Genomic DNA, 24,562 nt, shown 5'->3' with positions numbered 1-24,562 from the left:
TGAACTCTCGCGGTACGGGTCAACTCCTGCGGTAGGGCCGATACCACGGTGGTTTGATGTCCTGCCTTCCGCTTCGGCGCTACGCTGCGGCGATGCGGATCCGCCCCTTGGCTGTCGACGCACTCATCGCGGCCGCGCCGACCACCGTGGCCGTACTGGTGGCGCAGGAGGCGACCGCGGAGGGCTGGCCCGCGCTCGACGCAGCGGGCTATGCGCTGTTGGGCGCGGTCAACCTGCCGCTCATCGCCCGCAACCGCGCTCCTGTCGCCGTGTTCCTGGCCGCCGTCCTGATGTGGACCGGCTACATCACGGCGGGCTACTGGCCCGTGGTGAACTCCTACGGGCCGATGCTCGCGTTCTACACCGTCACGTCCCTGCGTACGGCGCGTGTCTCGGCGGGCTGCGCGGTGCTGCTCGCGGCGGTGTGGATCTACGCCGGTGTGCTGGCGCCCCGGGCCTCGATGCCCTCCGTGGTGGGGCAGGCCGTGGGGTTCCCGCTGATCCTGTGGTGGTTCGGCACCCTGGCGCGCAGGTCCGCCGAGCTCACCCGGCGGCTGCGGCGGGAGCAGGCGGAGCGGGCCCGGCGCGCCGTCATGGAGGAGCGTGGCCGGATCGCGCGGGAGTTGCACGACGTGGTGGCGCACCACATGTCGGTGATCTCCGTGCAGGCGGGCCTCGGGCGGTTCGTCTTCGACTCCGACCCGCCGACCGCGCGGACCGCGCTCGGCACCATCGCCGACACCAGTGCCGAGGCCCTCGAAGAGCTGCGGCGGATGCTCCAGGTGTTGCGCCAGGAGGAGGGCGACGGGGCTCCGCCCGGCCCGATGCCGGGGCTCGCGCGCCTCGGCGAGCTGGTCGAACGGGTCAGGGCCGGCGGCCTGTCGGTCGAGCTGCGCGTCGAGGGCACGTCGCGGCCGCTCGCGCCCGGCGTCGAGCTGTGCGCGTACCGCGTCGTACAGGAGGCCCTGACCAACGTGATCAAGCACGCGGGGCGGGCTCGGACCACGGTCGAGCTGCGCTACGGGCGCCACGAGGTCATGGTTTCGGTCATCGACGACGGAGAGGAGGTGATTCAGGACAGACTGCCGACGGGCCCCGGACACGGCTTGATTGGCATGCGGGAGCGGGCCAAGCTCTATGGCGGGACGGTCCGCGTCGGCCCGCGGAGCGAGGGCGGTTTCGCCGTGCGGCTGACCCTGCCGACCTCGCCGCAGGCCGTACGCCACCGGGACGACGCGCAGGGAGACGACGCTCCAGGATGACCAGAGTGCTCGTCGTCGACGACCAGTTCCTCATCCGTGCCGGGCTGGTGGGGGTGCTCAACGCCGCGCCCGGCACCGAGATCGTCGGCGAGGCGGGGGACGGCGAGGAGGCCGTGGCTCTGGCCGCCCGCACCTCCCCCGATGTCGTGCTGATGGACATCCGCATGCCCGGTATGAACGGCATCGAGGCCACCGAGAAGATCCTCGCCCAGGCGTCCGACCCCGCGCCGAAGGTGCTGGTGCTGACCACCTTCGACCTCGACGAGTACGTGTACGGGGCGCTGCGCGCGGGGGCCTCGGGATTCCTGCTGAAGGACTCCGGGCCCGAGCGGCTGCTCGCCGCGGTGGCGGCGGTCAGCGGCGGCGACGCGCTGTTCGCGCCGAGCGTCACACGCAGGCTGGTGGAAGCCTTCGCACGGCAGACCGGCGGCGCCGGTGTCGGTGGCGGTGGCGAACGCCCGCCGGACCTTGCCACGTTGACCTCGCGTGAGGTGGAGGTGCTGGAGCTGATCGGGCGGGGGCTCACCAACCTGGAGATCGCCGACCACCTCTTCATCAGCGAGGCGACCGTCAAGACACACTTCAACCGCACCATGAGCAAGCTGAGTCTGGACAGCCGGGCCCAGGCCGTGGTGATCGCCTACGAGACGGGGCTGGTCACACCGGGCCGCTGAGGGGCGGCCCTTTCGGTGCCGGCCGGGGACTCAGCTGTCCAGGCGGGCGGCTCGGGCCTTCAGCTCTTCCGCGAAACCATCCCAGTCGGGTCCGAAAGAGAGAAGGTCGGCCGCCGCTTCGCGCAGGAGTTCGGGGTCGTCCGGGCGCTGTAGACAGGCCAGGCGGTACGCGAGATTCCGGGCCCAGACCGGCATGGCCATCCAGTCCTCGGCCAGCGCGCCGCGCAGCGCCGGGAGGATTTCCTCGGGCGTGGCGAACGTGATGCTCTCGATGAAATCCCGGACGGGGTCGGGGAGGCGCGGCGCACCCTCCTCGTAAGTCGACCCGATCAATTCTTGGGTCAGCTGAGTCAGGTCAGGCATGATCCGATGTCATTCATGGGGTGAGCCAGTAGGTGGCCACACGGTACACAGGGTCGGGTGTCCGGGAGACGCGGTAGCCGATGCCACGGCCGCCGATCTTGACGGACCCGTCCATGGGGCCGGTGAATCCCGGCCCCACGCGGCGCGGTGCGCTCGGCGACGGTCGTGCCGTTCGCCGCCATGCGGAGTTTCGCCGTGCGCCGGCCCTTCGGGTCGTATGTGCAGCGCCACACCGTTCCGTCGGGCGTGGTGTCCTGGGTCGGGTGATCCTCGGCGTCCCACTCGTAGCGCCAGGTGTCCGGCTTGCGGGAGATACGGGTCTTGTCTCCCGCGGGTCAGATCTGGGTCTCGCCGCGGGCGATGTACAGGTTGGCTCCGAGGATGAAGCTGCTTTGCTCGGAGGCGAGGAAAAGCCACCACGTCGGCGACCTCGTCCGGGTGCCCTATCCGGCCGAGGGGGATGCCTGCGGTGAACTGTGACCTGGAGACGCGTCCCCCGTACCGGCGACAGCATCGAGTCCAGGAGTGTCGATGGTGCCCGGGGAGATCGCGTTGACCCGGATGTTCCGGTCCTTCAGCCCGTTGGCCCAGGTCCGGGCGTAGGACCGGATTGCCGCCCTGGAGGCCGCGTAGGTGCCGAACGCCGCCGAAGGTCTGGTCGAAGTGCTGCTCGGTGATCTGCTCCAGTGTCGCGAACGACGAGCTCGCCGCGTTCGCGAAGACCACGTCCAGGCCGGCCCCGGGCGCGGACCGCGTCGTACAGGCGATCCAGGTCGGAGATGTCGCCCACCACCGCGGTGGCCGCCGCCGGGCCGATGGTCTCCACGGCCGCGTCCAGTGCGGCCTTGCGCCGGCCGGTGATGAACACTGCGCGCCCTCGGCTGCCAGCCGGATGGCGGTTGCCAGGCCGATCCGGAGGACCTGTTCCGCAAGGCCCTGGAGCGTTATACGGAAGGCCCCGCCTCGTACGGGGCCCGGGCCCTGCAGGAACCGACCGCCCGGCAGGTGGCCACCGCGTTCCTGCACGGCTCCGTTCGCGCCACCACGCGCCCCGGCTGCCCCGCCGGGTGCCTGGGCGTCCAAGGTTCCCTCGCCGCCGGCGACCCGGGACGCAGCGCCCGCGACGCCCTCATCGCCTGGCGCAACGAGGCCACTTCCCTTCTCCGCGACCGGTTCCAGCAAGCCGTCGACGAAGGCGACCTGTCTCCCGGCACGGATCCCGGACTGCTCGCCCGCTACGTCATGGCCGTGGCGAACGGCATCGCCGTCCAAGCAGCCAGCGGCGCTACGCGTGAGGACCTGCAGCAGGTGGCCGACATGGCCCTGCGGAGCCGGCCGTCTGCCTGACGGCCCTGTCGGCAGGGACCGGTGGTCACTTTGGCCTCGCGTCCGCGCAGGTGGGCCCGGTTGTGGAGAAAAGTGTGCCAAGCGCGGCCCGATGGCAATGGCACGAGGTCAGAGGCGAGCCCCGCCCTCGATCAGCCGACGGCCACGACATGGCGCGATCAGGGGGCAGGCTGACCAGGCCGCGAGTGGGTACTCGGCCGATCAAGCCCAAGGACTCATAAGCATGGAGGCGATCATGAGCGACGACAGCATGGCGGACGACGCATATCAGCCCGTCGGCAGCAACGAGGAGCAGGAGGACGCGGCGCCCTTGGACCTCGAGGACGCGCTGGACGAACGCGGCTACGACGACATCCTGGAGGAGGGGTACTCGCCACCGGAAAAGCCCCTGGGCGTGGGCAAGGTGGGCACCACGGCCGCGGAACAGCACGAGGGGGAATCCCTCGGCCAAAGGCTCGGCCAGGAGAACCCGGACGTCGGAACGGAGGAGGGCGACGGTGTCGGCGACCTGCCCGGCGGCGAGGGAGAGCCGATGGACCCCGAGGCCGGCGAGGAGCGGGCAGGGCGACTGGTGGCTCCGGACGAGGGAGTCAGCTCGGACACGGATAAGGAACTGTGGGCCTCCGACGTCGGCATCGACGCCGGTGCCGCCGGCGCCGAAGAAGCGGCTGTTCACGTCGTGGACGAGGAGGGCCTCGTCGAAGAATCCGCGGATCGAGGCCCGGACGAAACGCCGTGACGCTGCCGCCGCCACGGGCCGGGGGCCGGGGCCGAGCAGCGCTGGTGGTGCCGTGACACGAACGTGGCGTTCGCCGCGGCGGCGAGGCACACGTCGGGGGAGTGGCTTGACCGGCGAACCGGCGCCCGGGCCCTGGGCCGTATGTCACCGGATCGCGCCATGCATGCGGGGAACCTGCGCATCGCCGACGAGGTCCAGGCCAACGCCGCCACGGTGGGCGCCACACCCGCCCAGGCCGCCCTCGCCTGGCTGCTCGCCCAGGGCGACGACATCGCCCCCATCCCCGGCACCAAGCGGGTGGCCAGGGTGGAGGAGAACGCCGCCGGGAGTCTGCGGCTGACCGAAGAGGTCCTGGCGAAGCTGTCCGGCCTGCCCCCGGCTGCCGGTGACACCCACGGCGAGGCCGGTATGGGCATGCTCGAACGCTGACCTCGGCCGCCGGACCCGCCCGGATCCCCTCATTCATATGTGACGCGCATCACGGTAGCGAGAGTCATGTCATCAGGTCATCATATGACCTGACCGTCGCGGTATCGGGGGCGCGCTCGTGCTGCCGAACGGGCGCGCCACAGCACACATGAGGAGGGGTATGAACGACCAGGACAGGCGCGCACGACCGCGCGTGGGCGTGGTGGGCCTCGGGGCCATGGGGCTCGGAATGGCCCGCAGCCTGCGGAGGGCGGGCTACGAGGTGGCGGTCCATGATCTGCGGCCGGAGGTGGCCGCGGACTTCGCCCGCGACGGCGGGACCGCGTTCGCTTCCCCCGGCGATCTGGCGGCCACCGTGGACGTCGTGGTCTGCGTGGTGGTCAACGCGGCGCAGGTCGAGTCGGTGCTGTTCGGTGCCGGCGGGGCCGCCGACCGGCTTCGCCCGGGGGCCGTCTTCATGATGTGCTCCACGGTCGACCCCGGCTGGTCCGCCGAACTGGAGGGACGCCTGGCCGAGCGGGGTGTGCTCTACCTGGACGCCCCTCTCTCCGGCGGTGCCGCGCGGGCGGCGACCGGTGAGCTGACCATGATGACGTCGGGCTCCGCCGACGCCTACGCGGTCGCCGACCCCGTGCTGGAGGCCATGAGCGGCACGGTCTACCGCCTGGGCGAGCGGGCCGGTCTCGGCTCCAAGGTCAAGGTCATCAACCAGCTGCTCGCGGGGGTGCACATCGCCGCGGCCGCCGAGGCGATGGCGCTGGGGCTGAAGGCCGGTGTCCCGGCCGAGACGCTCTACGAGGTCATCACCCACAGCGCCGGGAACTCATGGATGTTCGAGAACCGCATGGCCCATGTGCTCGCGGGTGACTACACCCCCCGCTCCGCGGTCGACATCTTCGTCAAGGACCTCGGTCTGGTGCTCGATTCCGCACGGCCGGAGCGGTTTCCCCTCCCGCTCGCCTCCACCGCCCACCAGATGTTCCTCCAGGCGTCGGCGTCCGGTCTGGGCTCCGAGGACGACAGCGCGGTCATCAAGATCTTCCCCGGGATCGACCTGCCCGCTCCGGTGGAGGCCTGAGGTGGCAATCCGACTCGGCTGCGTCGCCGACGACTTCACCGGCGCCACGGACCTGGCCAACAACCTGGTGCGCGCGGGGATGCGCGTGGTCCAGCTGATCGACGTACCGCCGGACGGCCGCGAGGCGGCGGTGGACGCGGACGCCGTGGTCATCGCGCTCAAGTCGCGGACCGTTCCGGCCACCGACGCCGTCGAGGCATCGCTCCGGGCCTTGTCCTGGCTGCGGTCCGCGGGCGCCGAACAGATCTACTTCAAGTACTGCTCCACCTTCGACTCGACACCGGCGGGCAACATCGGGCCGGTCACCGAGGCTCTGATGGACGCGCTGGACACCGACTTCACCATCGCGACACCCGCGTTCCCCGACAACGGGCGCACGGTGTTCAAGGGGCATCTCTTCGTCGGCGATGTCCTGCTCAGCGACAGCGGGATGCGCCACCACCCGCTCACGCCGATGGCCGACCCCAACCTCGTCTCGGTCCTCGGCGCGCAGTCCACCCGCACGGTCGGCCTGATCGACCACACGGCCGTGGCCCACGGCGCCGAGGCGATCCGGGCCCGGATCGACGAGCTGCGCCGGCAGGGCATCGAGATCGCCATCGCCGACGCCGTCTCCAACGACGACCTGCTGCGCCTCGGCGTAGCGGTCCGGGAGATGCCCCTGGTGACCGCCGGCTCCGGGCTGGCCATCGGGCTGCCCGCGAACTGGGGGTTCAAGCCGTCGGCCGCCGCCGCACAGCTGCCGTCGCCGAGTGGCCACCGCGCCATCATCTCCGGATCGGTCTCCGCGGCCACCAACGAGCAGGTCGCGGAGTTCCTGCGGAGCGGCCGACCCGCGTTCAGCGTGGATCCGCTGCGCATCGCGGCCGGTGAGGACGTGGCGGGGGAGGCCCTGGCGTTCGGCGCGGCGCACCTCGCCGACGGGCCCGACGGGCCTGTCTTGTTCCACTCCACCGAGACCCCCGAGGCGGTCCGCGCCGTCCAGAGCCGGCTCGGCGCCGTCGAGGCGGGCGCGTTGGTGGAGCGGACCCTGGCCCGTGTGGCCCAGGGTCTGGTGGCGCGCGGTGTCCGCCAGATCGTGGTCGCCGGCGGGGAAACCTCGGGCGCGGTCGTCCGGGCGCTCGGCATCACCGGACTGCGGATCGGACCGCAGATCGATCCCGGAGTGCCCTGGTGCGCGGCGGCGCTTCCCGGCGGGGACACGCTCCACATCGCGCTGAAGTCCGGCAACTTCGGTGGCCCCGGCTTCTTCACCGACTCGTTCGCCCTGCTGGACCGGGAGGCCTGATGACCGAGCTGCGCGGCACCGCCGTGGACGAGGCGCGCGACGAGATCGTCCGGGTGGGGACGAGCCTGTTCGACCGGGGCTACGTCCACGCCAGCGCCGGGAACATCAGCGCCAGGGTGGGCGACGGCCATCTGATCACGCCCACCGACGCCGCCCTGGGTTTCCTGGAGCGCCACCGCCTCGCGCTGGTCGACGCCGGGGGCGAACAGCTCGCGGGCGACCGCGCGAGCAAGACCCTGACGCTCCATCGACGCATCTACGAGGCCGACCCCACGGCCCGATTCGTCCTCCACACCCACTCCACCCATCTGGTCGCGCTCACCCTGGCCGGTGTGTGGAGCCAGGACGATGTGCTCCCGCCGCTCACGCCCTACTTCGTGATGAAGGTCGGGCACGTGCCGCTCATCCCGTACCACCGGCCCGGCGATCCGCGGGTGGCCGACCTGGTGAGTGCCCGGATCACCGGCCACCTGGCGAGCCGCACACCGATCAGAGCCGTGCTGCTCGACCGGCTGGGCCCCGTGGTCTGGGGGCCCGACGCGGCCACCGCTCTCGCCGTCCTCGAAGAACTCGAGGAAACGGCACGGCTGTGGCTCCTGACCGACCGTCGTCCCAGCCCGCTCACCGCGGACGCCATCGAAGAGCTGAGGGCCACGTTCGGCGCCGCGTGGTGACCTCGCCCTCCCCGTCAGAGAATCCCCTGAGCCGCACGAAGGATCCGCCATGCCCCTGCCCGTAGTGGCGGCCGAAGCCTCCGGCCTCGTCCGTGAGAACGCCGTTTTCCGCAAGGTCGTACGGCGCATCGTCCCCTTCCTCATCCTCTGTTACGTCGTCTCCTATCTGGACCGGGTCAACGTCGGGTTCGCGAAGCTGCAGATGTCCGACGACCTCGGGTTCAGCGAGGCGGCGTACGGCCTCGGGGCCGGGCTGTTCTTCATCGGCTACTTCCTCCTGGAGGTGCCGTCGAACCTGATGCTGCAACGCGTCGGGGCCCGCACCTGGATCGCCCGGATCATGATCAGCTGGGGGCTGGTCTCGGCGGCATTCGTGTTCGTCACCAACGAGCTGTCGTTCTATGTGCTCAGGTTTCTGCTCGGCGCCGCGGAGGCGGGCTTCTACCCGGGCGTGATCCTGTACTGCACCTACTGGTTCCCCTCGCACCGCCGTGCCCGGGTGATCGCGATGTTCATGTCGGCCATCCCGGTGGCGGGCATCTTCGGCAATCCGCTCTCCGGCTGGATCATGGACCGGTTCCAGGGCGTGAGCGGCTGGCAGGGCTGGCAGTGGATGTTCCTGCTGGAGGCGATCCCCGCACTCGCCGTCGGTGTGGTCACGCTGTTCTACCTCGACGACGACGTGCGCGGCGCGAAGTGGCTCACCGATGAGGAGAAGGCCGTCGTGGAGCGGGCGATCGCCGACGACACCGCGCACCGGACCGTGCACGGCCGGGTCCGGGACGCCTTCCGCGAGCCCAAGGTGTGGCTGATGTGCTTCATCTACTTCTGCTTCGTCATGGGCCAGTACGCGCTGACCTTCTGGATGCCCTCCTTCGTCGAGTCCACCGGCATCGAAGACAACCTCACGGTCGGTATGCTCAGTGCCGTGCCGTACCTGGCCGCGCTCGTCGCGATGAACCTGTTCGGCTGGTCGGCGGACAAGCGGCGTGAGCGCCGCTGGCATCTGATCATCCCGAGTCTCATGGGCTCGGCCGGGTTCTCGCTGGCCGCCGTCTGGAGCGGGTCGACCGTACTGTCCCTGATCGCGCTGTCCGTCGCCGCGGCCGGGGTGCTGACCTGCGCTCCGCTGTTCTGGTCGCTTCCCACCGCGTTCCTGGGCGGCACCGCGGCCGCTGCCGGGCTCGCACTGATCAACTCGGTGGGCAACCTGGCCGGATTCGTCAGTCCGTACATGATCGGCTCGCTCAAGGACGCCACCGGATCGGCGTCGATCCCGATGTACGTCCTGGCACTCGGCCTCGTCGTGGGCGCCGCCGCGGTGCTCACCACCAAGAGGCAGGTCGTCAACCGCTGACCGGGACGATCCCGGCCCGTACCCAGGAGCCAGCATGCCGAGGTTCGCCGCGAACCTGTCCATGATGTACACCGAACACGATTTCCTCGACCGCTTCGCCGCCGCGTCGGCGGACGGCTTCGAGGCCGTCGAATACCTCTTCCCCTACGCGTACGACGCCACCGAACTGCGCCGCCGGCTCGACGACCACGGCCTGCGGCAGGTGCTCTTCAACGCACCGCCCGGTGTGTGGGATTCCGGGGAGCGCGGCATCGCGGCGCTGCCCGGACGCGAGGCGGAGACGCGCTCCGGGATCGACCGGGCCCTGGAGTACGCCGCGGAACTGGGCTGCTCTCAGGTGCATGTGATGGCCGGACTCGTACGGCCGGAGGCGACACCCGCGGAGTCCTCCCGCCACCGCGACACCTATCTGGCCAATCTCGCCCGGGCCGCGGAACGGGCCGCCGCGGCGGGCGTCGACATCCTGATCGAACCGATCAACGGCCGTGACATGCCCGGCTACTTCCTGAATCGGCAGGCCGAAGCACACGCCGTGGTACGGGAGGTGGCGGCGGCGAACCTCAAGGTGCAGCTCGACCTCTACCACTGCCAGATCGTCGAAGGAGATCTCACCACGACCCTGCGCCGCGACGTGACCACGGGCCGGATCGGCCATCTGCAGATCGCGGGCGTGCCCGACCGCCACGAGCCCGACCGGGGCGAACTCGACATCCGCCACCTCTTCGGCGTCGTCGACGACCTCGGCTTCGACGGGTGGATCGGCTGTGAGTACATCCCCGCGGCCGGCACGAGCGAAGGGCTCGGCTGGCTCGACGACTACCGAGGAGACAACGCATGAGGATCGTCATCACGGGCGGCTTCGGCTTTCTGGGACGACAGGTCGCGGACGCACTGCTCACGACACGGACGTTCCGTGGCGCACCGATCGGCCGGCTGGTGCTCGCCGACCGCGTCGTGCCGTCCGGCCCGTCGTCCGGTCCGTCGGCGGCCGACCCGCTCGTGGACATCGTCCGGGGTGACGTCGTCGACCGGCTCGATGAGCTGTTCGCGCGGCCCGTCGATGTGCTGATCCACCTCGCCTCCGCCGTCTCGGCCGAGTGCGAGGCCGACTTCGACCTCGGCATGAGCGCCAACGTGGACACGACCCGCGCGTTGCTCGAAGCCGCCCGGGCCCAGTCGGCCGCGGGCGGGCCGACGCCGCGGATGCTGTTCTCCAGCAGCGTCGCCGTCTACGGCTCCGACCCCGCGCTGCCGCTGCCCCCGGTGGTCAGCGAGGCGACCCTGCCCACGCCGCGGTCGAGCTACGGGGTCCAGAAGCTCGTCTGCGAGCAGCTGATCGCGGACTACACCCGCCGCGGTTTCGTCGACGGACGCGTCGCCCGCCTGATGACCGTGTCGGTACGGCCGGGCAAGCCGAACGCGGCCGCCTCCGGCTTCCTCTCCGGCATCATCCGGGAACCGCTCGCGGGCCTCCCGGCGACCTGCCCGGTCCGCCCCGATCTGCGGGTGGCCCTGGCCTCGCCGCGGCGCGCCGTCGAGGGAATCCTGCGCATCGCGGAGGTCGAGCGCGGCGCCGGTCCTGGCCTCCTCGACGGCGGACTGCCGGTCAACCTTCCGGCGCTCACGGTCTCGGTCGCCGGCATGCTGGACACACTGCGGCGGGTGGCCGGCGACGCCGTCGCCGACCGGGTGACGCTCGCACCCGATCCCGGTGTCGAGGCCATCGTGGGCTCGTGGCCCGCCGACTTCGACAACGCGCGCGCCACCGCGCTCGGGCTGGAGCCCGACCCGGATTTCGCGTCGGTGGTGCGCCAGTACGTCGCCGACCACGCCGACGCGGTCGTGGCCGACGCGGCAGCCGCGCGGGCGGAGCGGCCCATGCCGATAGACTGAAGACCATGTTTTCCAAGGTGAGCGGTCCCCTACGGCTCGCGGACCGGGTCGCCGCCATGCTCTCGGAGGAGATCGAGTCCGGGCGGCTGGCCGAGGGCGACAAGCTGCCGACCGAGGTGGAGCTGGTCAAGCAGCTGGGCGTCAGCCGCACCGTCGTGCGCGAGGCCGTCTCCCGGCTCCGCAACGCGGGCCTGGTCGAGCCGCGCCAGGGGCGTGGCGTGTTCGTCATGCCACGGCGCATACGGCCGCTCGACCTCGAGGCCGAGACCGCCCACGACACCGAGTCCAAGGTGCGGCTGATCGTGGAGGTGCGCCGCCCCATCGAGGGCGAGGCGGCGTACCTCGCGGCCACCCGCGCCACCCCGGCCGACCTCACCCGGATGCGTCAGGCCCTGGAGGCCATCGACACCGCGGTCTCGGCCGGCGGTGACGGTGTGGACGAGGATCTGGCCTTCCACCGTTCCATCGCCGAATCGACGGGGAACGCGGTGATGGTCTCGACGGTGCGCTATCTCGGCGAGGTGCTGCGCGGCGGAATCCGCGTCACGCGTGCGAACGAGGCGCGTAGCAGTGACTTCCTCGAAGCCGTCCGGCAGGAGCACCACGCCATCCTGACCGCCATCGAGGCCCGCGACGCCGAGGCCGCACGCGACGCGGCGCTCCTCCACCTGAAGCACGCCGCGTCCCGGCTGCACGAGGCGGACGAAGGATTCTGGAGCGAGACCGGCAACCTCGAAGTGGATCTCGACGCCGCCCCGTGACGCGCGGGCCCATCCCTGCGGACCATGCCGGTGGTGTTCGGCCTCCCGGCCCTGGTCCTGCGGGGATACGTGCGTCAAGAAACGGCAGGGTGCGCTCTTCGGCCGGGCAGGCCGCTGAAAGCCGGCGCTCGGCCGGTCAGCTGAGGGCGGTATCGCCCTGGGCCTCCAGGACCTTGCGCAGGCCCGAGGTGAACTGCTCGCGCTCCTCCGGGGTGAGGACCGACAGAATGTCCTCGCAGCCCCTCAGGTGGGCCGCCATCACCCGGTCGGAGAGGTCCTTGCCGTGCCTGGTGAGACGGATCCGCACCGAGCGCCGGTCGGCGCTGTCGCGCACCCGCTCGACCAGCCCTTTGGCCTCCAAGCGGTCGATGCGGTTGGTGACGGAGAGCCACGAGAAGCTCGCCCTGCTCACCGTGCTGGGCACCGACCGTTTCACCGCCGCCACCGAGTGATGCCACCCGCGGGGCCGCCCGGACCGGAGCAGGGGCGCATGCCCCCGCTCCGGTCCGGGCGGCGGGGCGCCGGCGCGGCTCAGTCCAGCGTGATGGTGGGCTTGCGCAGGTCCAGCCATGTGGCCAGGTCCAGGGCGCGTTCGATGGCGGCGCGCTGCTGCGGGGTGATGTGCTCGCCCGGTGCGGCGATGGCCTCGTTCAGCGTCTCGAGGCGGCACAGCTCGAGAGCCGGGTGTCCCGAGGTGACGAGGTCGCTCGCCTGCCGTTTGATGGCGGCGAGATAGGCGGGGTCGAAGCTCCCGGGGTAACCGCTCTTCTTGCGGTTCGCGACCGACTCGGGCAGCACATCACGGGTGGCCTCGCGCAGGATGCTCTTCTCCCGCCCGTCGAACGTCTTGAGCGACCAGGGGGTGTTGAAGACGTAACTCACGAGCCGGTGATCGCAGAACGGCACCCTGACCTCGAGGCCGACGGCCATGCTCATCCGGTCCTTGCGGTCGAGGAGCGTGTTGACCATGCGGGTGAGGTGCAGATAGCAGACCTCTCGCATGCGCTTCTCCAGACCGGACTCGCCCTCCTTGAGGGGGACTTCCTTCAGCGCGGTGACGTAGCGGTCGCGGAGGTAGGTGTCCAGGTCGAGCCGGTCGGCGAGGTCGTCGGGCAGCAGGCTCTTGGTGTCGCCGAGCATCGGCCCTCCGGCGAGCCACGGGAAGGTGTCGGCCTCGCGCCGCTCGTCGTGGAACCAGGGATAGCCGCCGAAGACCTCGTCGGCCGACTCGCCGGACAGCGCCACCGTCGACTGCTCGCGTACGGCCTTGAACAGGAGGTAGAGCGAGTTGTCCCGGTCGCCGAGCCCGATGGGCAGGTCCCGGGCGGCGATGGCGGCCTGCCTGACGGCCGGGTCGGACAGGGCGGAGCCGTCGAGCACGATGTCCTGGTGGTCGCACTTCACATAGTCGGCCACCGCGTGCACGTACGGCGTGTCGACGCTGGGCGCGACATCGATCGCGCGGAAGTTCTCCGCCTGGTCGGGGAAGTCGACCGCGAAGCTGCGGACGGTCTCGCCGACCTCGGCGAGCCGGCGGGCGGCGAGCGAGGTCATGGCGGAGGAGTCGAGCCCGCCGGAGAGCAGGGTGCAGCGGGGCACGTCGGCGACGAGCTGGCGGGCGATGATGTCCTCGAGCAGCTCCCGCACATGGGCGACGGTCGTCTGCTGGTCATCGGTGTGTTCGGACACCTCAAGACGCCAGTACGCCCGCTCGCGCAGCCCGTTGCTGTCGACGACGGCCAGATGGCCGGGGCGCAGTTCCCTCATGCCCTTCCATATGGCCTCGCCCGGCGTCTTGGCGAACGAGAAGATCTCCCGCAGTCCGTCGATGCCGACCACGGGGGCGGCGAGCGGGTTGGCGAGGATGGCCTTGGGCTCGGAGCCGAAGAGTACGCCGTCGTCGGTCTCGTAGTAGTAGAACGGCTTGATGCCCATCCGGTCCCGGACCATCACCAGCTTCTCGGTGCGGGAGTCCCAGATGGCGAAGGCGTACATGCCGTTGAGCTTCTCGGTGAGGGATTCGCCCCACTCCAGATAGCCGCGCAGGACGACCTCGGTGTCGGAGTCGGTGGTGAAGCCGTGGCCCCTGCGGCGCAGTTCGTCGCGCAGCTCGGTGAAGTTGTACGCCTCGCCGGAGTACACCATGGTGACGGGGCCGTCGGCCGTGTCGACGGTCATGGGCTGGGCCCCGCCCGGCAGATCGATGACGGCCAGCCTGCGATGGCCGAGCGCCGCCCTGCCGGTCACCCAGGTGCCCGCCGCGTCCGGGCCGCGGCACGCCATCGTCTCCGTCATGGTGTCGAGGAGCTGTCGGTGAGAGGTCAGGTCGCGGCGGTAGGAGACCCAGCCGGTGATGCCACACACGGTGATCAACCCTTTCGATCGGGAGCCGAACGGTTGCCTGGGATAACCATCTACCTCTCCGGAGGCGGATCGCTACCTTCTGCCGCCAACGCCGACGGGTGTCGTTTCTCACCAGTAAATTCCTGTTAAGAGAACGTTTCACCTCAAGCGCTGTCCGAAATCCCGCGCCCCGGAACGGGCGCCGGATGGGGGCGCTGGGTTTCGCGGCCGATCCTCAGGTGTTCGAAGCGGCTAGGGCCTGCACAGTTCCTGGGCCACGAGTGCTCTCATGGCCTGCTGCGTGTCCCGGCCGCCGTCACTGGTGGTATACACCACGGCGCTCCTGCTCCCGTCTCGGGTGGCGCCGGCCAAGGCGTGATAGCCGAGCAGTTCGCCCACGTGGCCGAAATAGCTGCCGCCACAGGGCAGTGGGATCTCGCCCAGACCGAGTCCATACCTCACGCCCAGCTCGGGCGCGGGCATGGTGGTCGTCATCTCGTCGAGCTGTGCCGTATCCAGCAGACGGCCGCCGAGCAGTGCGGTGTAGAACCGGTTCAGGTCGTGCGTGGTGCTGATGATCGAGCCGGAGCCGACGGCCATACTCGCATTGAGCGTCGTGACGTCGATGCTGGTGCCGGTGCCGAACGCGGCGTAGCTCTGGGCGTGCGGGCCCAGGATGAAGGGGAAGGTGCCGGGTGTCCTGGTGCTCCTCAGGCCCAGCGGGCGGATGATTCGGTCCTTCACCTCCTGGCCCCAACTCTGGCCGGTGACCGCGTGGATGATCATCGCGGCGAGCACGTAGTTGGTGTTGGAGTACGACCAGTCAGCGCTCGGGGAGGAGTAGGGACGGGTCTGCGTCGCCAGCCCCACCAACTCCTCGGGGGCGTAGGTGCGGAACCGCTCGGCTCGATAGCCGTCCGCGTTGTTCAACGCGGGTATGTCCGGCTCGACGTCAGGGATGCCGCTGGTGTGCTGCAGCAGCTGCCGCACGGTGATCCGGCTGCCGTCGAGGCCGTTGCCCTGGACCACTCCCGGCAGCCACTGCTCTACGGTGTCCTCCAGGGACAGTCGCCCCTCGCCGACGAGCTGTAGCACGACCGTGGCGGTGAAGGTCTTGGTGGCGCTGCCGATCCGGAACCTGCCGTTCTGCGGCATCGGTCTTCCGGTGCCCCTCTCGGCCGTCCCGGCGCGCGCGCTGTCCCGTGTGTGCGGTGACGTCACCTCGGCGAACACGCCGACGGCCCCGGTGTCGTGGATCGCGTCCACCTGCCGTTGGAGCGGATCGGCCTGCCGCGGCTTCGCCGCCGCCGTCAGCCCGGTCGATGCGACGAGGACGACCGCGGCCAGACTGGTCAGGACGAATGAGCCTCCCCGACGCCTTCCTGACACCTGCATGGTGACCCCTTTCCCGTTCAGGTTGCCTGCGCGTTCAGGGACCGCTCACGCTGTGGCGCGCGGCTGTATCGCCCCCGGAGCAGATGGCCGACGACCATCCCACCAGCGGAGAGGGGAACGGCCCATCCGGCTTTCCCCCTGACGTGCCGCTGCGCTGCCCTCAGGGCGGTGCCGGGGGGTACCCCCCGTAGGGACGCTGAGGCTTCCCCGGCTGTCACAGACTCAGCCGACGTGAAGGATCCGAAAGCGATCGGGTTCCGCCGGGTCTCGATCGACGACCTGGATCGGCGGCCCAGCCCATTGCCACACGCTGACGCCCGGCGTGCGGGAGAACAGGATCTGCCCGCGGGTGCCTTCGACCGCGACGCGCGGCCAGGATTCGGCGATGCGGGCCCGGTCCGCGCCGTGGGAACGCAGCATCTCGGCGAGGACGGTGACCGAGTCGTAGCCCTCGAAGGCGACGAAGGACGGCGCTTCGCCCAGCCGCTCGCGGAGGTCCGTCTCCACTCGTGCGCCGAGTGGGCCGAGGCGCTCGGGCAGATAGCGCAAGAACGGGATCGCGGTGCCCAGCGGCGTCGCCCATTCGGCGAACTCCGGTTGCCCGGCCGGAGCACCGATCAGGATCTCGGCGAGGCGATGGCCGCCGCGTACGGACTCGACGATCGGCACCGCCGGATCCGGGTGGCCGACCAGAAGAAGGAGGGCTGTCGCGCGGCTGTCGACGAGCGCGTCGCACACGGCCGTGGGGGTGAGCGCGCTTGCGTCGAGTTCGGTGACGGTGCCGCCGCGAGGGGCGAGGTGGTCCCGCAGGATGCGGGTCCCGGTCGCCCAGTAGACGCTCGGCTGGGTTGCCACGGCGATGCGACGGTGGCCCGCGCCGAGGAGGAAGTCCGCGTAGACCCGCCAGCCGCGGGACTGCGGCGGGGAGAGGCGCGCGACCCATTCCGTCGGGTGTTCGGTGAGCGCGTCGAGTACCGCTGACGAGCAGAGGAACGGCAGGCCGAGGGCGTCGGCCCTGGTGGCAGCGGCGCGAGCGACGACGCTGTGATACTCCCCGGCCAAGGCGGCCACGCCCAGGCCGGCGAATTCCTCTACGGCCGCCGCGGCCCTCTGCGGATCAGCCGCGGTGTCTCGGGCCACCAGCTCCAGCGGTCTTCCGCCGATCCCACCCGCCTCATTGACGTCATGAGCGGCCAACTCCATTCCCGCGAGAAGGCTTTGCCCTGCCCCGACCCAGCCGGGCCGGGTCAGCGGAACGAGAGCGCCGATCCGGACGGACGATCGGTCCGCCGGCTCCGACCCAGGTGGCGATGGTGGCGTATGCATGCGTAGACGTCTCCCGCTCCCGTATGGCGATTTGCTTGCAGCGAGCCCAGGTCGCCGGGTGGCGAGGCCCGATGTGCGCTCGCCTCATCTCGCGGTGGAGGGTGCGCCTGGGGATCATGCCGGACATTGCATCCATCACCATCGCCCACAGACAACCGGTTTTGTTCAGTGATCAGTCGGCGAGGTCGGCGAGGTCCGCGGCTTGCCGGCGCAGGGCGCGTGCCAGCGCGTCCGTGGGTGCCGTGAGGAGGCCCGGCACGCGGACCAGGCTGACGCGTCGTACCTCCTCCGCGACGCCTTCGACGGACACGATACGCACGCCGGGCGGAACGGCGGGCAGCAGCGTCGGCGTGGCGGTGGTGATACCCGCGCCGGCCGCGACCAGGTGGAGCTTGGTCAGCCAGTCGCGGGCGGTGTGGCGGACCGTGGGCCGCCCGGGCAGACCGGGCCAGACGCCGAGCAGCGGCTCGTCCACGGTGCCAGGACTGGCGATCCACGGTTCGCCCGCGAGGTCGTGGACGCTGACACTGCCCCGTTCGGCGAAAAGGCCGCCGGCCGGCACCGCCACGGCCAGGTGCACCTCCAGCAGCGGCTCGACGCTCAGGGGCGGATCGTCCGTGTCGGGTGAGCGGTGCGGCGGCCGGGAGGAGAGGACGGCGAGATCCAGGGTGCCGGCGCGCAGCGCGCGCACCAGTGAGGGCGTGGTCCCCTCACGCGTCGTCACCTGGATGTGCGGGTGCTCCCGGCGCAGCGTCGCCAGCGCCTGGGGCACGATCACCGCTCCGGCGGTGGGGAAGAAGCCGAGCCGGACGCGGCCCCGCTCGGCTTCCTCCTCTCCGCGCAGCTCCCGGTCGGCCGCGTCCAGGGCGTCCAGGGCGACGACGGCGTGCCGCAGCAGGCCACGGCCCGCGCCGGTCAGCCGGACACCGCCGGGGTGGCGGTCGAAGAGCCGGGTGCCGGTCGCCTGTTCCAGCGCGGCCACCTGCCGGGAGACGGCCGACTGTGTGTACCCGAGCGCGTCTGCCGCGGCGGTGAAGGTGCCCCGCTCCGCCACCTCACGCAGCACCCGCAGCCCGGCCAGTGTCATCTCCATGAGCCACGCCCCCATGAGTAATCGGCATATCCATTATGCCGATCATTCGCTGGCGGAATGCCCTGCGGGTTCCTAGCGTGAGAACATGCCTCTGATCAACATCTACCTGCGCCGGGGAACCACTCCCGAGTACCGCCGGAATGTGTCCCTCGGCCTCCACAAGGCCATGGTCGACGTGCTGAAGATCCCCCAGGACGACCAGTTCCACGTCTTCCATGAGGTCGCGCCTGACAACTTCCAGATGCAGCCGGTGGTGTTCGGCCTGAGGCGCGGCGAGCGCGCCATGTTCATCCAGCTGTCCTTCAACCCCCGCACCGCCGAGCAGAAGGCCGAACTGTTCCAGGCGATCGTCACCAACCTCCAGTTGTTCGCCGAGGTCCCCGAAGAGGACATCCTGATGATGATCAGCGAGACGGCCCGCGAGAACTGGTGGGCGGCCGGGCGCGTCGTCGATCCCGCCACCGGCTACGACGAGCGCATGAACGACGTTCTCACGGAGGACGGCGTACGGCCCGAACCGTCCCGCCTCAGCGCACGGTGATCACCAGCTTCCCCGTGGTGCGGCCCGTCTCTCCCAGGGCGTGGGCGCGGGCGCCTTCGGCGAGGGGGAAGGTGCCGGAGACGTGGGCGCGGAGCCTGCCCCGGTCGACGAGTTCGGCGACGGCGCGCATCCCGGCCCGGTCGTGCTCGACGAGCAGGCTGACGGCGCGGACCTGGGCCTTCTCCGCCGCGGCCGGGGTGTCCTGGGCGCCCGGCAGCAGGGAGACGACGATGCCGCCAGGGCGGAGCACACCCACGGAGCGGGTGGCGGTCTCCCCGCCGAGGGCGTCGAGGACCACGTCGTAGCGCTCGTCGGTGTCGGTGAAGTCCTCGGAGCGGTGGTCGACGCAGGCGTCCGCGCCCATCTCGCGCAGGAAGTCGTGCTTGGGGGCGCTCGCCGTCCCGGTGACGTGCGCGCCGCGGTCCTTGGCGATCTGTACGGCGAGATGGCCGACGCCGCCGGCCGCGGCGTGGATCAGCACCCGCTGCCCGGCCCGGAGGTCCGCGGTCTCGACGAGGGCCTGCCAGGCGGTGAGCGCTGCCAGCGGCAGCGCGGCCGCCTGGACGTGGTCGATCCCGGCGGGCTTGGTGGCGAAGGCGCGGGTGGGGCCGGTCACGTACTCGGCGTGGGAGCCTGCCCCGTACGGATAGGGCAGCATGCCGAACACCTCGTCACCGGGCCGGAAGAGGGTGACGCCGAAGCCGGTCTCCACCACGGTGCCGGAGACGTCCCAGCCGAGGGTCAGCGGCGGGGGCGGCAGGAAGATACTCAGGGCGCGGTGCTTGAAGTCCGTGGGGTTGAGCCCGGCCGCGTGCACGGCGACGAGGATCTCCCCGGGGCCGGGCGCGGGCCGCGGAAGCTCGGTCAGCCGCAGGACCTCGGGGCCGCCGAGGGCCGTCTGGTGCAGGGCGAGCATCACGGGGGCGCCGCCCGGCGCGGCGGGGCCGGGGGAGTCCGTGGCGGCCGCCGGGTCCGGGGAGCCGAGGTGGTCAGGGGTGTCCGTCGAAGTCATGCCTCGATCCTGGCCGTACGGCCCGGCCCGGGGCGATGGCAAGATGGTCAGGCTCCGATACATTCCTGCCATGTCCGTCGTCCCTGCCGCCCGCCGCGTTCCCGGCGCCCACAAGGTCGTCGTCCTTGCCCTCGACGGCGTCTATCCCTTCGAACTCGGCATCCCGCACCGGGTCCTGGGTTCCGCCGGTGGCCGCTACGAGGTGCGCTCCGCGAGCGTGGACGGGCGGCCCGTGCGTACCGACTCGGACCTGACGGTCACCCCCGGGCACGGTCCCGAGGTGCTGGACGAGGCGGACACCGTGGTCATCCCTCCGTACGCGATCTCCCGGGCCTCGGCCACCGCACCGGACCCGCGGGCCCTCGCCGCGCTGTCCCGCGTCCGCCCCGGCACCCGTCTGGTGTCCATCTGCACCGGCGCCTTCCTGCTGGCCGCCGCCGGTCTCCTGGACGGGCGCCGGGCCACCACCCACTGGGCGCTCACCGACCACTTCCGGGAGCTGTTCCCCCGGGTCGAGCTCGACGCCGGTGTGCTCTTCGTCGACCACGGTGACGTGCTGACCTCCGCCGGGGCGGCGAGCGGTGTCGACGTCTGTCTGCACCTGGTGCGCCGGGACCACGGCAGCGAGGTGGCCAACCACGTCGCCCGTTGCTGCGTCGTACCGCCGTACCGGGACGGCGGGCAGGCGCAGTACATCGAGCGGCCGGTGCCGCCGACGGGTGGAACCGGCACCGGGCCGACCCGTGACTGGGCGCTGCGGCGGCTGGAACTGCCGCTGTCACTGGACGAGTTGGCCGCGCACGCGGCGATGAGCACCCGTACCTTCGCCCGGCGCTTCCGGGAGGAGACCGGTCTGAGCCCCGGCCGGTGGCTCACTCAGCAGCGGTTGCGGCGGGCGCGGCAGCTGCTGGAGTCCAGCGACCTGCCGGTGGAACGGATCGCCCACGAGGTCGGCTTCGCCACCGCCACCTCGCTGCGGCGCCACCTGGCGGCGGAGGCGGGGGTCGCCCCGTCGGCGTACCGGCGCACCTGGCGGGACAGCGCACCGTCATGAGGCGGGTCCGGGCCCCTCGCCCGGTGGGCCGCGCTCGCCGCAGTGCCGCCCGTGGGTCGCGAGGGCGTCCGACGCCGCCGCGTCGCGTCTCCTTCGGGGGGTGTGCCTATGATCGCACCCGCGTCCGACATGAGAGGTACGGCACCATGGTGAACCGCGACTCCCCGGCACTCGACGACCCGGTGGGGCGATCACTCGGCGGTCACCACGCGCATCTCGCCCGTCGCCTCGGCCGGGCCGCCACCTATCTGCCGGACGTCGCGACCTTCTCCGCGGTGTCCGCCGACCCGGGCCCGGCGGAATGGGCCGATCTGGCCGGGCTGCTCGGGCCGGGCGCGTTCGCCGACATGTTCAGCTGCCCCGCCACTCCGCCGCCGGACTGGGAACCGGTCTTCTCCCTCCAGGGCCGCCAGATGATCGGGCCCGGTGGTGCTCGGCACTTCCACGCGGAGACCGGTACCGATGAGGGCGTCGTCGACCTGGGCGCGGACAGCGTGGCCGAGATGCTCGACCTCGTCGCGCGGACCGAGCCGGGGCCGTTCTGGCCGCGCACCCACGAACTCGGCGCCTATCTCGGCATCCGCGACAACGGCACGTTGGTGGCGATGGCGGGGGAGCGGTTGCGGCCCCCGGGCTGGACCGAGATCAGCGCCGTCTGCACCGCTCCCGAGGCACGCGGTCGCGGCCACGCGGCACGTCTGATCAACGCGCTCGTGGCGCGGATCGTGGCCCGCGGCGAATGCCCCTTCCTGCACGTGGCCGAGGCGAATACCGGCGCGATCGCCCTGTATGGGCGCCTCGGTTTCACCACCCGCAAGCAGGTGACCTTTCGGGGGTTCCGCACGCCGTGACGGCTCTGCGCGTCACGTGATCGTGGGATGGCCATGCGGGTCCTGTGGATCTACGCTTCCGTCGACGCCACGCGTACCCTCGTCGAGACGGGTGTCACCACGCGGGTCGACGCCGACACGCCAAGCCCGCCGAGACCCGCTACCGACCACCGCCGCGACCCGAGAACAGGGACACCACCGTGATCACCGAGATCGCCCAGATCGAGATCCACCCGGGCCAGGAAGAGGAGTTCGAGGAGGCCGTCACCAAGGCGCTGCCCTTCTTCCTCGAGGCCGACGGCTGCGACGGAGTCGACCTGCAGCGCAGCGTCGAACACCCCTCGCGCTACCGGCTGATGGTCCGGTGGGAGACGGTCGAGCACCACACCGTCACCTTCCGCGGCTCCGAGGGCTTCACCCGCTGGAGGGCCCTGGCCGGACCGCACTTCGCGGCTCCGCCGCAGGTGGAACACGTGTACTCCGTCCTCGCACCATGACGTCGGCGGCCGGGATCGCAACCGGTCCCGGCCGGTTCCGGCCCCGCGGAGGCACCAGACGATGTCGGACCCGGTTCCGTCGGGGAGATGCACACCATCGGCAATGCCCGGGATCAGCGAGCTCGTGGAGGCGTTCGGCGCCGCGTGCCTCGACCAGCTTCCGGCCGACCGGGCGATCGCCCGGATCATCGCCGTCTTCCTGCGGGAAGCCGCCGAGGCCGCCGCGACGATCTTCCTCAACGGCGTACAGACGCCCGAGAGCAGCCGTTGGGCGGCCTTCGCGATCATCAGCGCGGCCCCGTGTGTGCCCCCGGGGCGTACGGCCAGCCGGTCACCTTCTTGGGCCGGGGCGGCGCGTAGGTGCGCACCTTGGAGGTGGACAGCCCGAGCCTGACCAGCGACTCGGCGATGGTCACGGCGGCGCTGACGCCGTCGACGACGGGGACGCCGGTGCGCTCCCTGATCCGGTCGTCCAGGCCCGCCATGCCGCCGCAGCCCAGACAGATCACCTCGGCCTTGTCCTCGCGTACGGCGCGCTCGGCCTGTGCCACGATCGCTTCGACGGCGGCTTCCGGGTCCTCTTCGAGGTCCAGCACGGCCATTTCGCTGGCCCGGACCGAGGCGCACCGGGTGTGCAGACCGGCCAGTGTGAGCCGGTCCTCGATCAGCGGGAGCGTCCGGTCCAGGGTGGTGACGACCGAATAGCGGTGTCCGAGGAACATCGCCGTGGTGGCGGCGGCCTCGGTGATGTCGACGACCGGTACGTCCAGGAGTTCCTGCAGGCCCTCCCTGCCGTGTTCGCCGTACCCCGCCTGGATGACGGCGTCGAAGGGCTCCGGATACGACTGGACGCGGTCCATCACGGCGATCGCCGCGAGGTAGCTCTCGAAATTCCCCTCCACGGACTCGGCCCCGAAGCGCGGCGTCAGGCCGACGATCTCCGTGCCGGCCGAAGCCACCGTTCTCGCCTGGGCGGCGATCGCCTCGGTCATGGACTCGGTGGTGTTCACGTTCACGACGAGGATGCGCATGCGGAATGCCTCCGGGTGGATCATCGGACGGGTGGTGTTCGCGTCATGGGTGGTTCGGGCTCAGTCCGCGCACGGGACGGCGATCTCGGCTCCGGAAACGTCCTCGTGGACTTCCTTGCGGTTGGACACCAGGAAGTATGCGACGGCGGCGACGCCGGCGCCGATGAACCACGCGAACGGCGCGGCCGGGGCGAAGGCCGGGACGAGGGCGAGCAGGACCGCCAGCACGGCCGCGGGGACGAAGGCCGCGATCGCGCGGGGGTTGAAGCCCCGGGTGTAGTGGTACGGCCCGGAGGCGTCCATGGTGTAGAGCTGGGGCACGTTGACGCGCCCCTTCCGGATCAGCCAGTAGTCCGCTACCACCACTCCGAACAGCGGGCCGAGGAGGGCGCCCAGGCCGCCGAGGAAGTAATTGACGACGGTCGGGTTGTTGTAGAGGTTCCACGGCAGGATCGCGATGCCGATGACGCCGCTGACGACTCCCGCCCGCCTGAAATTCAGGTGCTTGGGGAAAAGGTTGGCCAGCGCGTAGGCGGGGGCCACGAAGTTGGCCATCAGATTCACCGCGATGGTGAGGATGATCAGCGCCAGGCTGGCCAGGGCCACGAACAGGGTATTGGGCAGGTCCTGTACGACGTCCGCGGGGCTGGTGATCGTTTTGCCGTTGATCTGGAACTGGGCGCCGGAGATGACGATGCTGATGATGCCGAACAGCATGATATTGACCGGAATTCCGCAGAAATTACCGACCGTGATCGCCCTTTTGCTTGTGCAGGACCGGGTGAAATCACAGAAATTCAGCGCGAAGGTCCCGTAGATGGACACCCAGAGCGATGCTCCCGCGAATATCTCCCGCCACATGTGGCCGCCCTCCAGATTATTGGGCGCCGAGAGGGCGATGGAGCCTCCCGCCCTGACGAACATCCAGATGGCGAGGGCGCACAGGGTGACGAGGATGACCGGGCCGGCGAACGCCTCGTACTTCCGGACCATTTCCAGCCCGTACATGACGATGACGATCTGCACGGTCCACAGGAGCCCGAAGGAGATCCACCCGAGAGCGGAGAGCCCCAGGAAGGAGTGCTCGGTCAGCCCGGCGAACGGACGGTAGACGGCGATCAGCAGGACGTTCAGCACATGTGATGCCAGATACGTCTGGATGCCGAACCACGCGATGGCGACGGCCCCGCGGATGAGGGCCGGAATCTGGGCGCCACGGACGCCGAAACTGATCCGGCTCATAACCGGGAACGGAACGCCGGTCTTGTGCCCCATGTAGCCGGCGAGATTGAGGATCCCGAACAGCAGCGCCGCCCCGATCGCCAGCGCGAGCAGTATCTGCCAGGCGCCGAGTCCCAGGGCGAACAGGCCGATGGCGAAGGTGTAGTTGCCGAGGCTGTGGACATCGTTGGCCCAGAGGGTGAAGACGTTGTAGCTCCGCCAGCGGCGTCCTTCCACCTGGGTGGGCGCCAAGTCCTTGTTGTACAGGCGGGGACTCGGAGAAACCGTGCTGCGGGCCGATGCCGACGGGTCGGCCGGTGCGGCTCCGCGATCGTCCCGATCGCCGTCGATCAC

23 protein-coding genes and 4 pseudogenes are annotated in these 24,562 nt (G+C 70.8%); 16 read left to right on the top strand and 11 right to left on the bottom strand.

Features of this window, described 5'->3' with window-relative positions:
* Positions 1–92 precede the first annotated feature (92 nt).
* Both ACFZCY_RS17510 and ACFZCY_RS17505 read left to right on the top strand, forming a co-directional pair.
* Positions 93–1,262: a histidine kinase gene (locus ACFZCY_RS17510; RefSeq protein ID WP_391173974.1), complete on the top strand. Its 1,170-nt coding sequence runs from the start codon at positions 93–95 to the stop codon at positions 1,260–1,262.
* Entirely contained in the window at positions 1,259–1,936 is a 678-nt protein-coding gene (locus ACFZCY_RS17505) for a response regulator (RefSeq protein WP_391173972.1), read from the top strand. Before ACFZCY_RS17510 ends, ACFZCY_RS17505 begins: the two co-directional genes overlap by 4 nt.
* 30 nt (positions 1,937–1,966) lie before the next feature.
* Here ACFZCY_RS17505 and ACFZCY_RS17500 read toward each other — a convergent pair whose 3' ends face one another.
* From ACFZCY_RS17500 to ACFZCY_RS17490, 3 genes and pseudogenes are all read right to left on the bottom strand, one after another.
* Entirely contained in the window at positions 1,967–2,299 is a 333-nt protein-coding gene (locus ACFZCY_RS17500) for a hypothetical protein (RefSeq protein WP_391173969.1), read from the bottom strand.
* A gap of 146 nt (positions 2,300–2,445) precedes the next feature.
* Positions 2,446–2,622 (bottom strand): annotated as a pseudogene (locus ACFZCY_RS17495) (hypothetical protein); the annotation flags it as partial.
* Positions 2,623–2,634: 12 nt separating this feature from the next.
* Positions 2,635–3,247: pseudogene (locus tag ACFZCY_RS17490) on the bottom strand (SDR family NAD(P)-dependent oxidoreductase).
* Between ACFZCY_RS17490 and ACFZCY_RS17485 the strand changes: the two are divergent.
* The 10 genes and pseudogenes from ACFZCY_RS17485 to ACFZCY_RS17440 form a co-directional block, all read left to right on the top strand.
* A pseudogene (locus ACFZCY_RS17485) lies at positions 3,215–3,646 on the top strand (TetR family transcriptional regulator C-terminal domain-containing protein); the annotation flags it as partial. The pseudogenes ACFZCY_RS17490 and ACFZCY_RS17485 sit on opposite strands and share 33 nt — an antisense overlap.
* Positions 3,647–3,881: 235 nt before the next feature.
* Positions 3,882–4,385 (top strand): DUF5709 domain-containing protein, encoded by a 504-nt coding sequence (locus ACFZCY_RS17480; RefSeq protein WP_391173966.1) that lies wholly within the window; start codon positions 3,882–3,884, stop codon positions 4,383–4,385.
* 60 nt (positions 4,386–4,445) lie between these two features.
* Positions 4,446–4,814 (top strand): annotated as a pseudogene (locus tag ACFZCY_RS17475) (aldo/keto reductase); the annotation flags it as partial.
* A 160-nt stretch (positions 4,815–4,974) separates the two neighbouring features.
* Positions 4,975–5,892 (top strand): L-threonate dehydrogenase, encoded by a 918-nt coding sequence (gene ltnD, locus ACFZCY_RS17470; RefSeq protein WP_391173963.1) that lies wholly within the window; start codon positions 4,975–4,977, stop codon positions 5,890–5,892.
* Position 5,893: 1 nt separating this feature from the next.
* Positions 5,894–7,180 (top strand): 3-oxo-tetronate kinase, encoded by a 1,287-nt coding sequence (gene otnK / locus ACFZCY_RS17465; RefSeq protein WP_391173961.1) that lies wholly within the window; start codon positions 5,894–5,896, stop codon positions 7,178–7,180.
* On the top strand, positions 7,180–7,854 hold the full coding sequence (locus tag ACFZCY_RS17460) for an aldolase (RefSeq protein ID WP_391173958.1): 675 nt from the start codon (positions 7,180–7,182) through the stop codon (positions 7,852–7,854). The genes otnK and ACFZCY_RS17460 overlap by 1 nt, the downstream gene beginning before the upstream one ends.
* Before the next feature lie 49 nt (positions 7,855–7,903).
* Complete coding sequence (locus ACFZCY_RS17455) at positions 7,904–9,211, top strand: MFS transporter (protein WP_391173956.1); 1,308 nt, start codon at positions 7,904–7,906, stop codon at positions 9,209–9,211.
* Between the two features lie 34 nt (positions 9,212–9,245).
* Complete coding sequence (otnI, locus tag ACFZCY_RS17450; protein WP_391173953.1) at positions 9,246–10,049, top strand: 2-oxo-tetronate isomerase; 804 nt, start codon at positions 9,246–9,248, stop codon at positions 10,047–10,049.
* Positions 10,046–11,104: a D-erythronate dehydrogenase gene (denD, locus tag ACFZCY_RS17445; RefSeq protein WP_391173949.1), complete on the top strand. Its 1,059-nt coding sequence runs from the start codon at positions 10,046–10,048 to the stop codon at positions 11,102–11,104. The genes otnI and denD overlap by 4 nt, the downstream gene beginning before the upstream one ends.
* A 5-nt stretch (positions 11,105–11,109) precedes the next feature.
* Positions 11,110–11,865: an FCD domain-containing protein gene (locus ACFZCY_RS17440; protein ID WP_391173946.1), complete on the top strand. Its 756-nt coding sequence runs from the start codon at positions 11,110–11,112 to the stop codon at positions 11,863–11,865.
* A gap of 136 nt (positions 11,866–12,001) precedes the next feature.
* Here ACFZCY_RS17440 and ACFZCY_RS17435 read toward each other — a convergent pair whose 3' ends face one another.
* From ACFZCY_RS17435 to ACFZCY_RS17415, 5 genes are all read right to left on the bottom strand, one after another.
* Positions 12,002–12,289 (bottom strand): MarR family transcriptional regulator, encoded by a 288-nt coding sequence (locus tag ACFZCY_RS17435; RefSeq protein WP_391173943.1) that lies wholly within the window; start codon positions 12,287–12,289, stop codon positions 12,002–12,004.
* A 107-nt stretch (positions 12,290–12,396) separates the two neighbouring features.
* Entirely contained in the window at positions 12,397–14,229 is a 1,833-nt protein-coding gene (gene asnB / locus ACFZCY_RS17430; RefSeq protein ID WP_391173941.1) for an asparagine synthase (glutamine-hydrolyzing), read from the bottom strand.
* A 231-nt stretch (positions 14,230–14,460) separates the two neighbouring features.
* Positions 14,461–15,603 carry a serine hydrolase gene (locus tag ACFZCY_RS17425; protein ID WP_391173938.1) on the bottom strand — a complete coding sequence of 381 codons (1,143 nt, stop codon included), beginning with the start codon at positions 15,601–15,603 and terminating at the stop codon, positions 14,461–14,463.
* 222 nt (positions 15,604–15,825) lie between these two features.
* Entirely contained in the window at positions 15,826–16,929 is a 1,104-nt protein-coding gene (locus ACFZCY_RS17420) for an ABC transporter substrate-binding protein (RefSeq protein WP_391173935.1), read from the bottom strand.
* A gap of 172 nt (positions 16,930–17,101) precedes the next feature.
* Positions 17,102–18,022: a LysR substrate-binding domain-containing protein gene (locus ACFZCY_RS17415; protein ID WP_391173933.1), complete on the bottom strand. Its 921-nt coding sequence runs from the start codon at positions 18,020–18,022 to the stop codon at positions 17,102–17,104.
* 85 nt (positions 18,023–18,107) lie between these two features.
* On the opposite strand from ACFZCY_RS17415, the gene ACFZCY_RS17410 reads away from it, so the two are divergent.
* The gene (locus tag ACFZCY_RS17410; protein WP_391173929.1) at positions 18,108–18,563 is read left to right on the top strand and encodes a tautomerase family protein; all 456 of its coding nucleotides are present in this window, start codon (positions 18,108–18,110) and stop codon (positions 18,561–18,563) included.
* Here the strand turns inward: ACFZCY_RS17410 and ACFZCY_RS17405 are convergent.
* Entirely contained in the window at positions 18,550–19,575 is a 1,026-nt protein-coding gene (locus tag ACFZCY_RS17405) for a zinc-binding dehydrogenase (RefSeq protein WP_391173927.1), read from the bottom strand. The two genes, ACFZCY_RS17410 and ACFZCY_RS17405, sit on opposite strands and share 14 nt — an antisense overlap.
* A 70-nt stretch (positions 19,576–19,645) precedes the next feature.
* Here ACFZCY_RS17405 and ACFZCY_RS17400 point away from each other — a divergent pair, with 70 nt between their 5' ends.
* From ACFZCY_RS17400 to ACFZCY_RS17390, 3 genes are all read left to right on the top strand, one after another.
* Positions 19,646–20,629, top strand: coding sequence for a helix-turn-helix domain-containing protein (locus tag ACFZCY_RS17400; RefSeq protein ID WP_391173924.1), 984 nt, complete (start codon positions 19,646–19,648; stop codon positions 20,627–20,629).
* 146 nt (positions 20,630–20,775) lie between these two features.
* On the top strand, positions 20,776–21,480 hold the full coding sequence (locus ACFZCY_RS17395) for a GNAT family N-acetyltransferase (RefSeq protein WP_391173920.1): 705 nt from the start codon (positions 20,776–20,778) through the stop codon (positions 21,478–21,480).
* 179 nt (positions 21,481–21,659) lie between these two features.
* Positions 21,660–21,956 (top strand): antibiotic biosynthesis monooxygenase, encoded by a 297-nt coding sequence (locus ACFZCY_RS17390; protein WP_391173918.1) that lies wholly within the window; start codon positions 21,660–21,662, stop codon positions 21,954–21,956.
* Positions 21,957–22,243: 287 nt separating this feature from the next.
* On the opposite strand, the gene ACFZCY_RS17385 is transcribed toward ACFZCY_RS17390, so the two are convergent.
* Positions 22,244–22,987: an aspartate/glutamate racemase family protein gene (locus tag ACFZCY_RS17385; RefSeq protein WP_391173915.1), complete on the bottom strand. Its 744-nt coding sequence runs from the start codon at positions 22,985–22,987 to the stop codon at positions 22,244–22,246.
* 60 nt (positions 22,988–23,047) lie between these two features.
* The gene (locus ACFZCY_RS17380) at positions 23,048–24,562 is read right to left on the bottom strand and encodes a cytosine permease (protein ID WP_391173912.1); all 1,515 of its coding nucleotides are present in this window, start codon (positions 24,560–24,562) and stop codon (positions 23,048–23,050) included.

Source organism: Streptomyces sp. NPDC007983 (genome assembly GCF_042958345.1).
GTDB lineage: Bacteria > Actinomycetota > Actinomycetes > Streptomycetales > Streptomycetaceae > Streptomyces.
The sequence above is the reverse complement of the archived record's forward strand: the minus strand, read 5'-3'. Positions and strand labels throughout refer to the sequence as shown.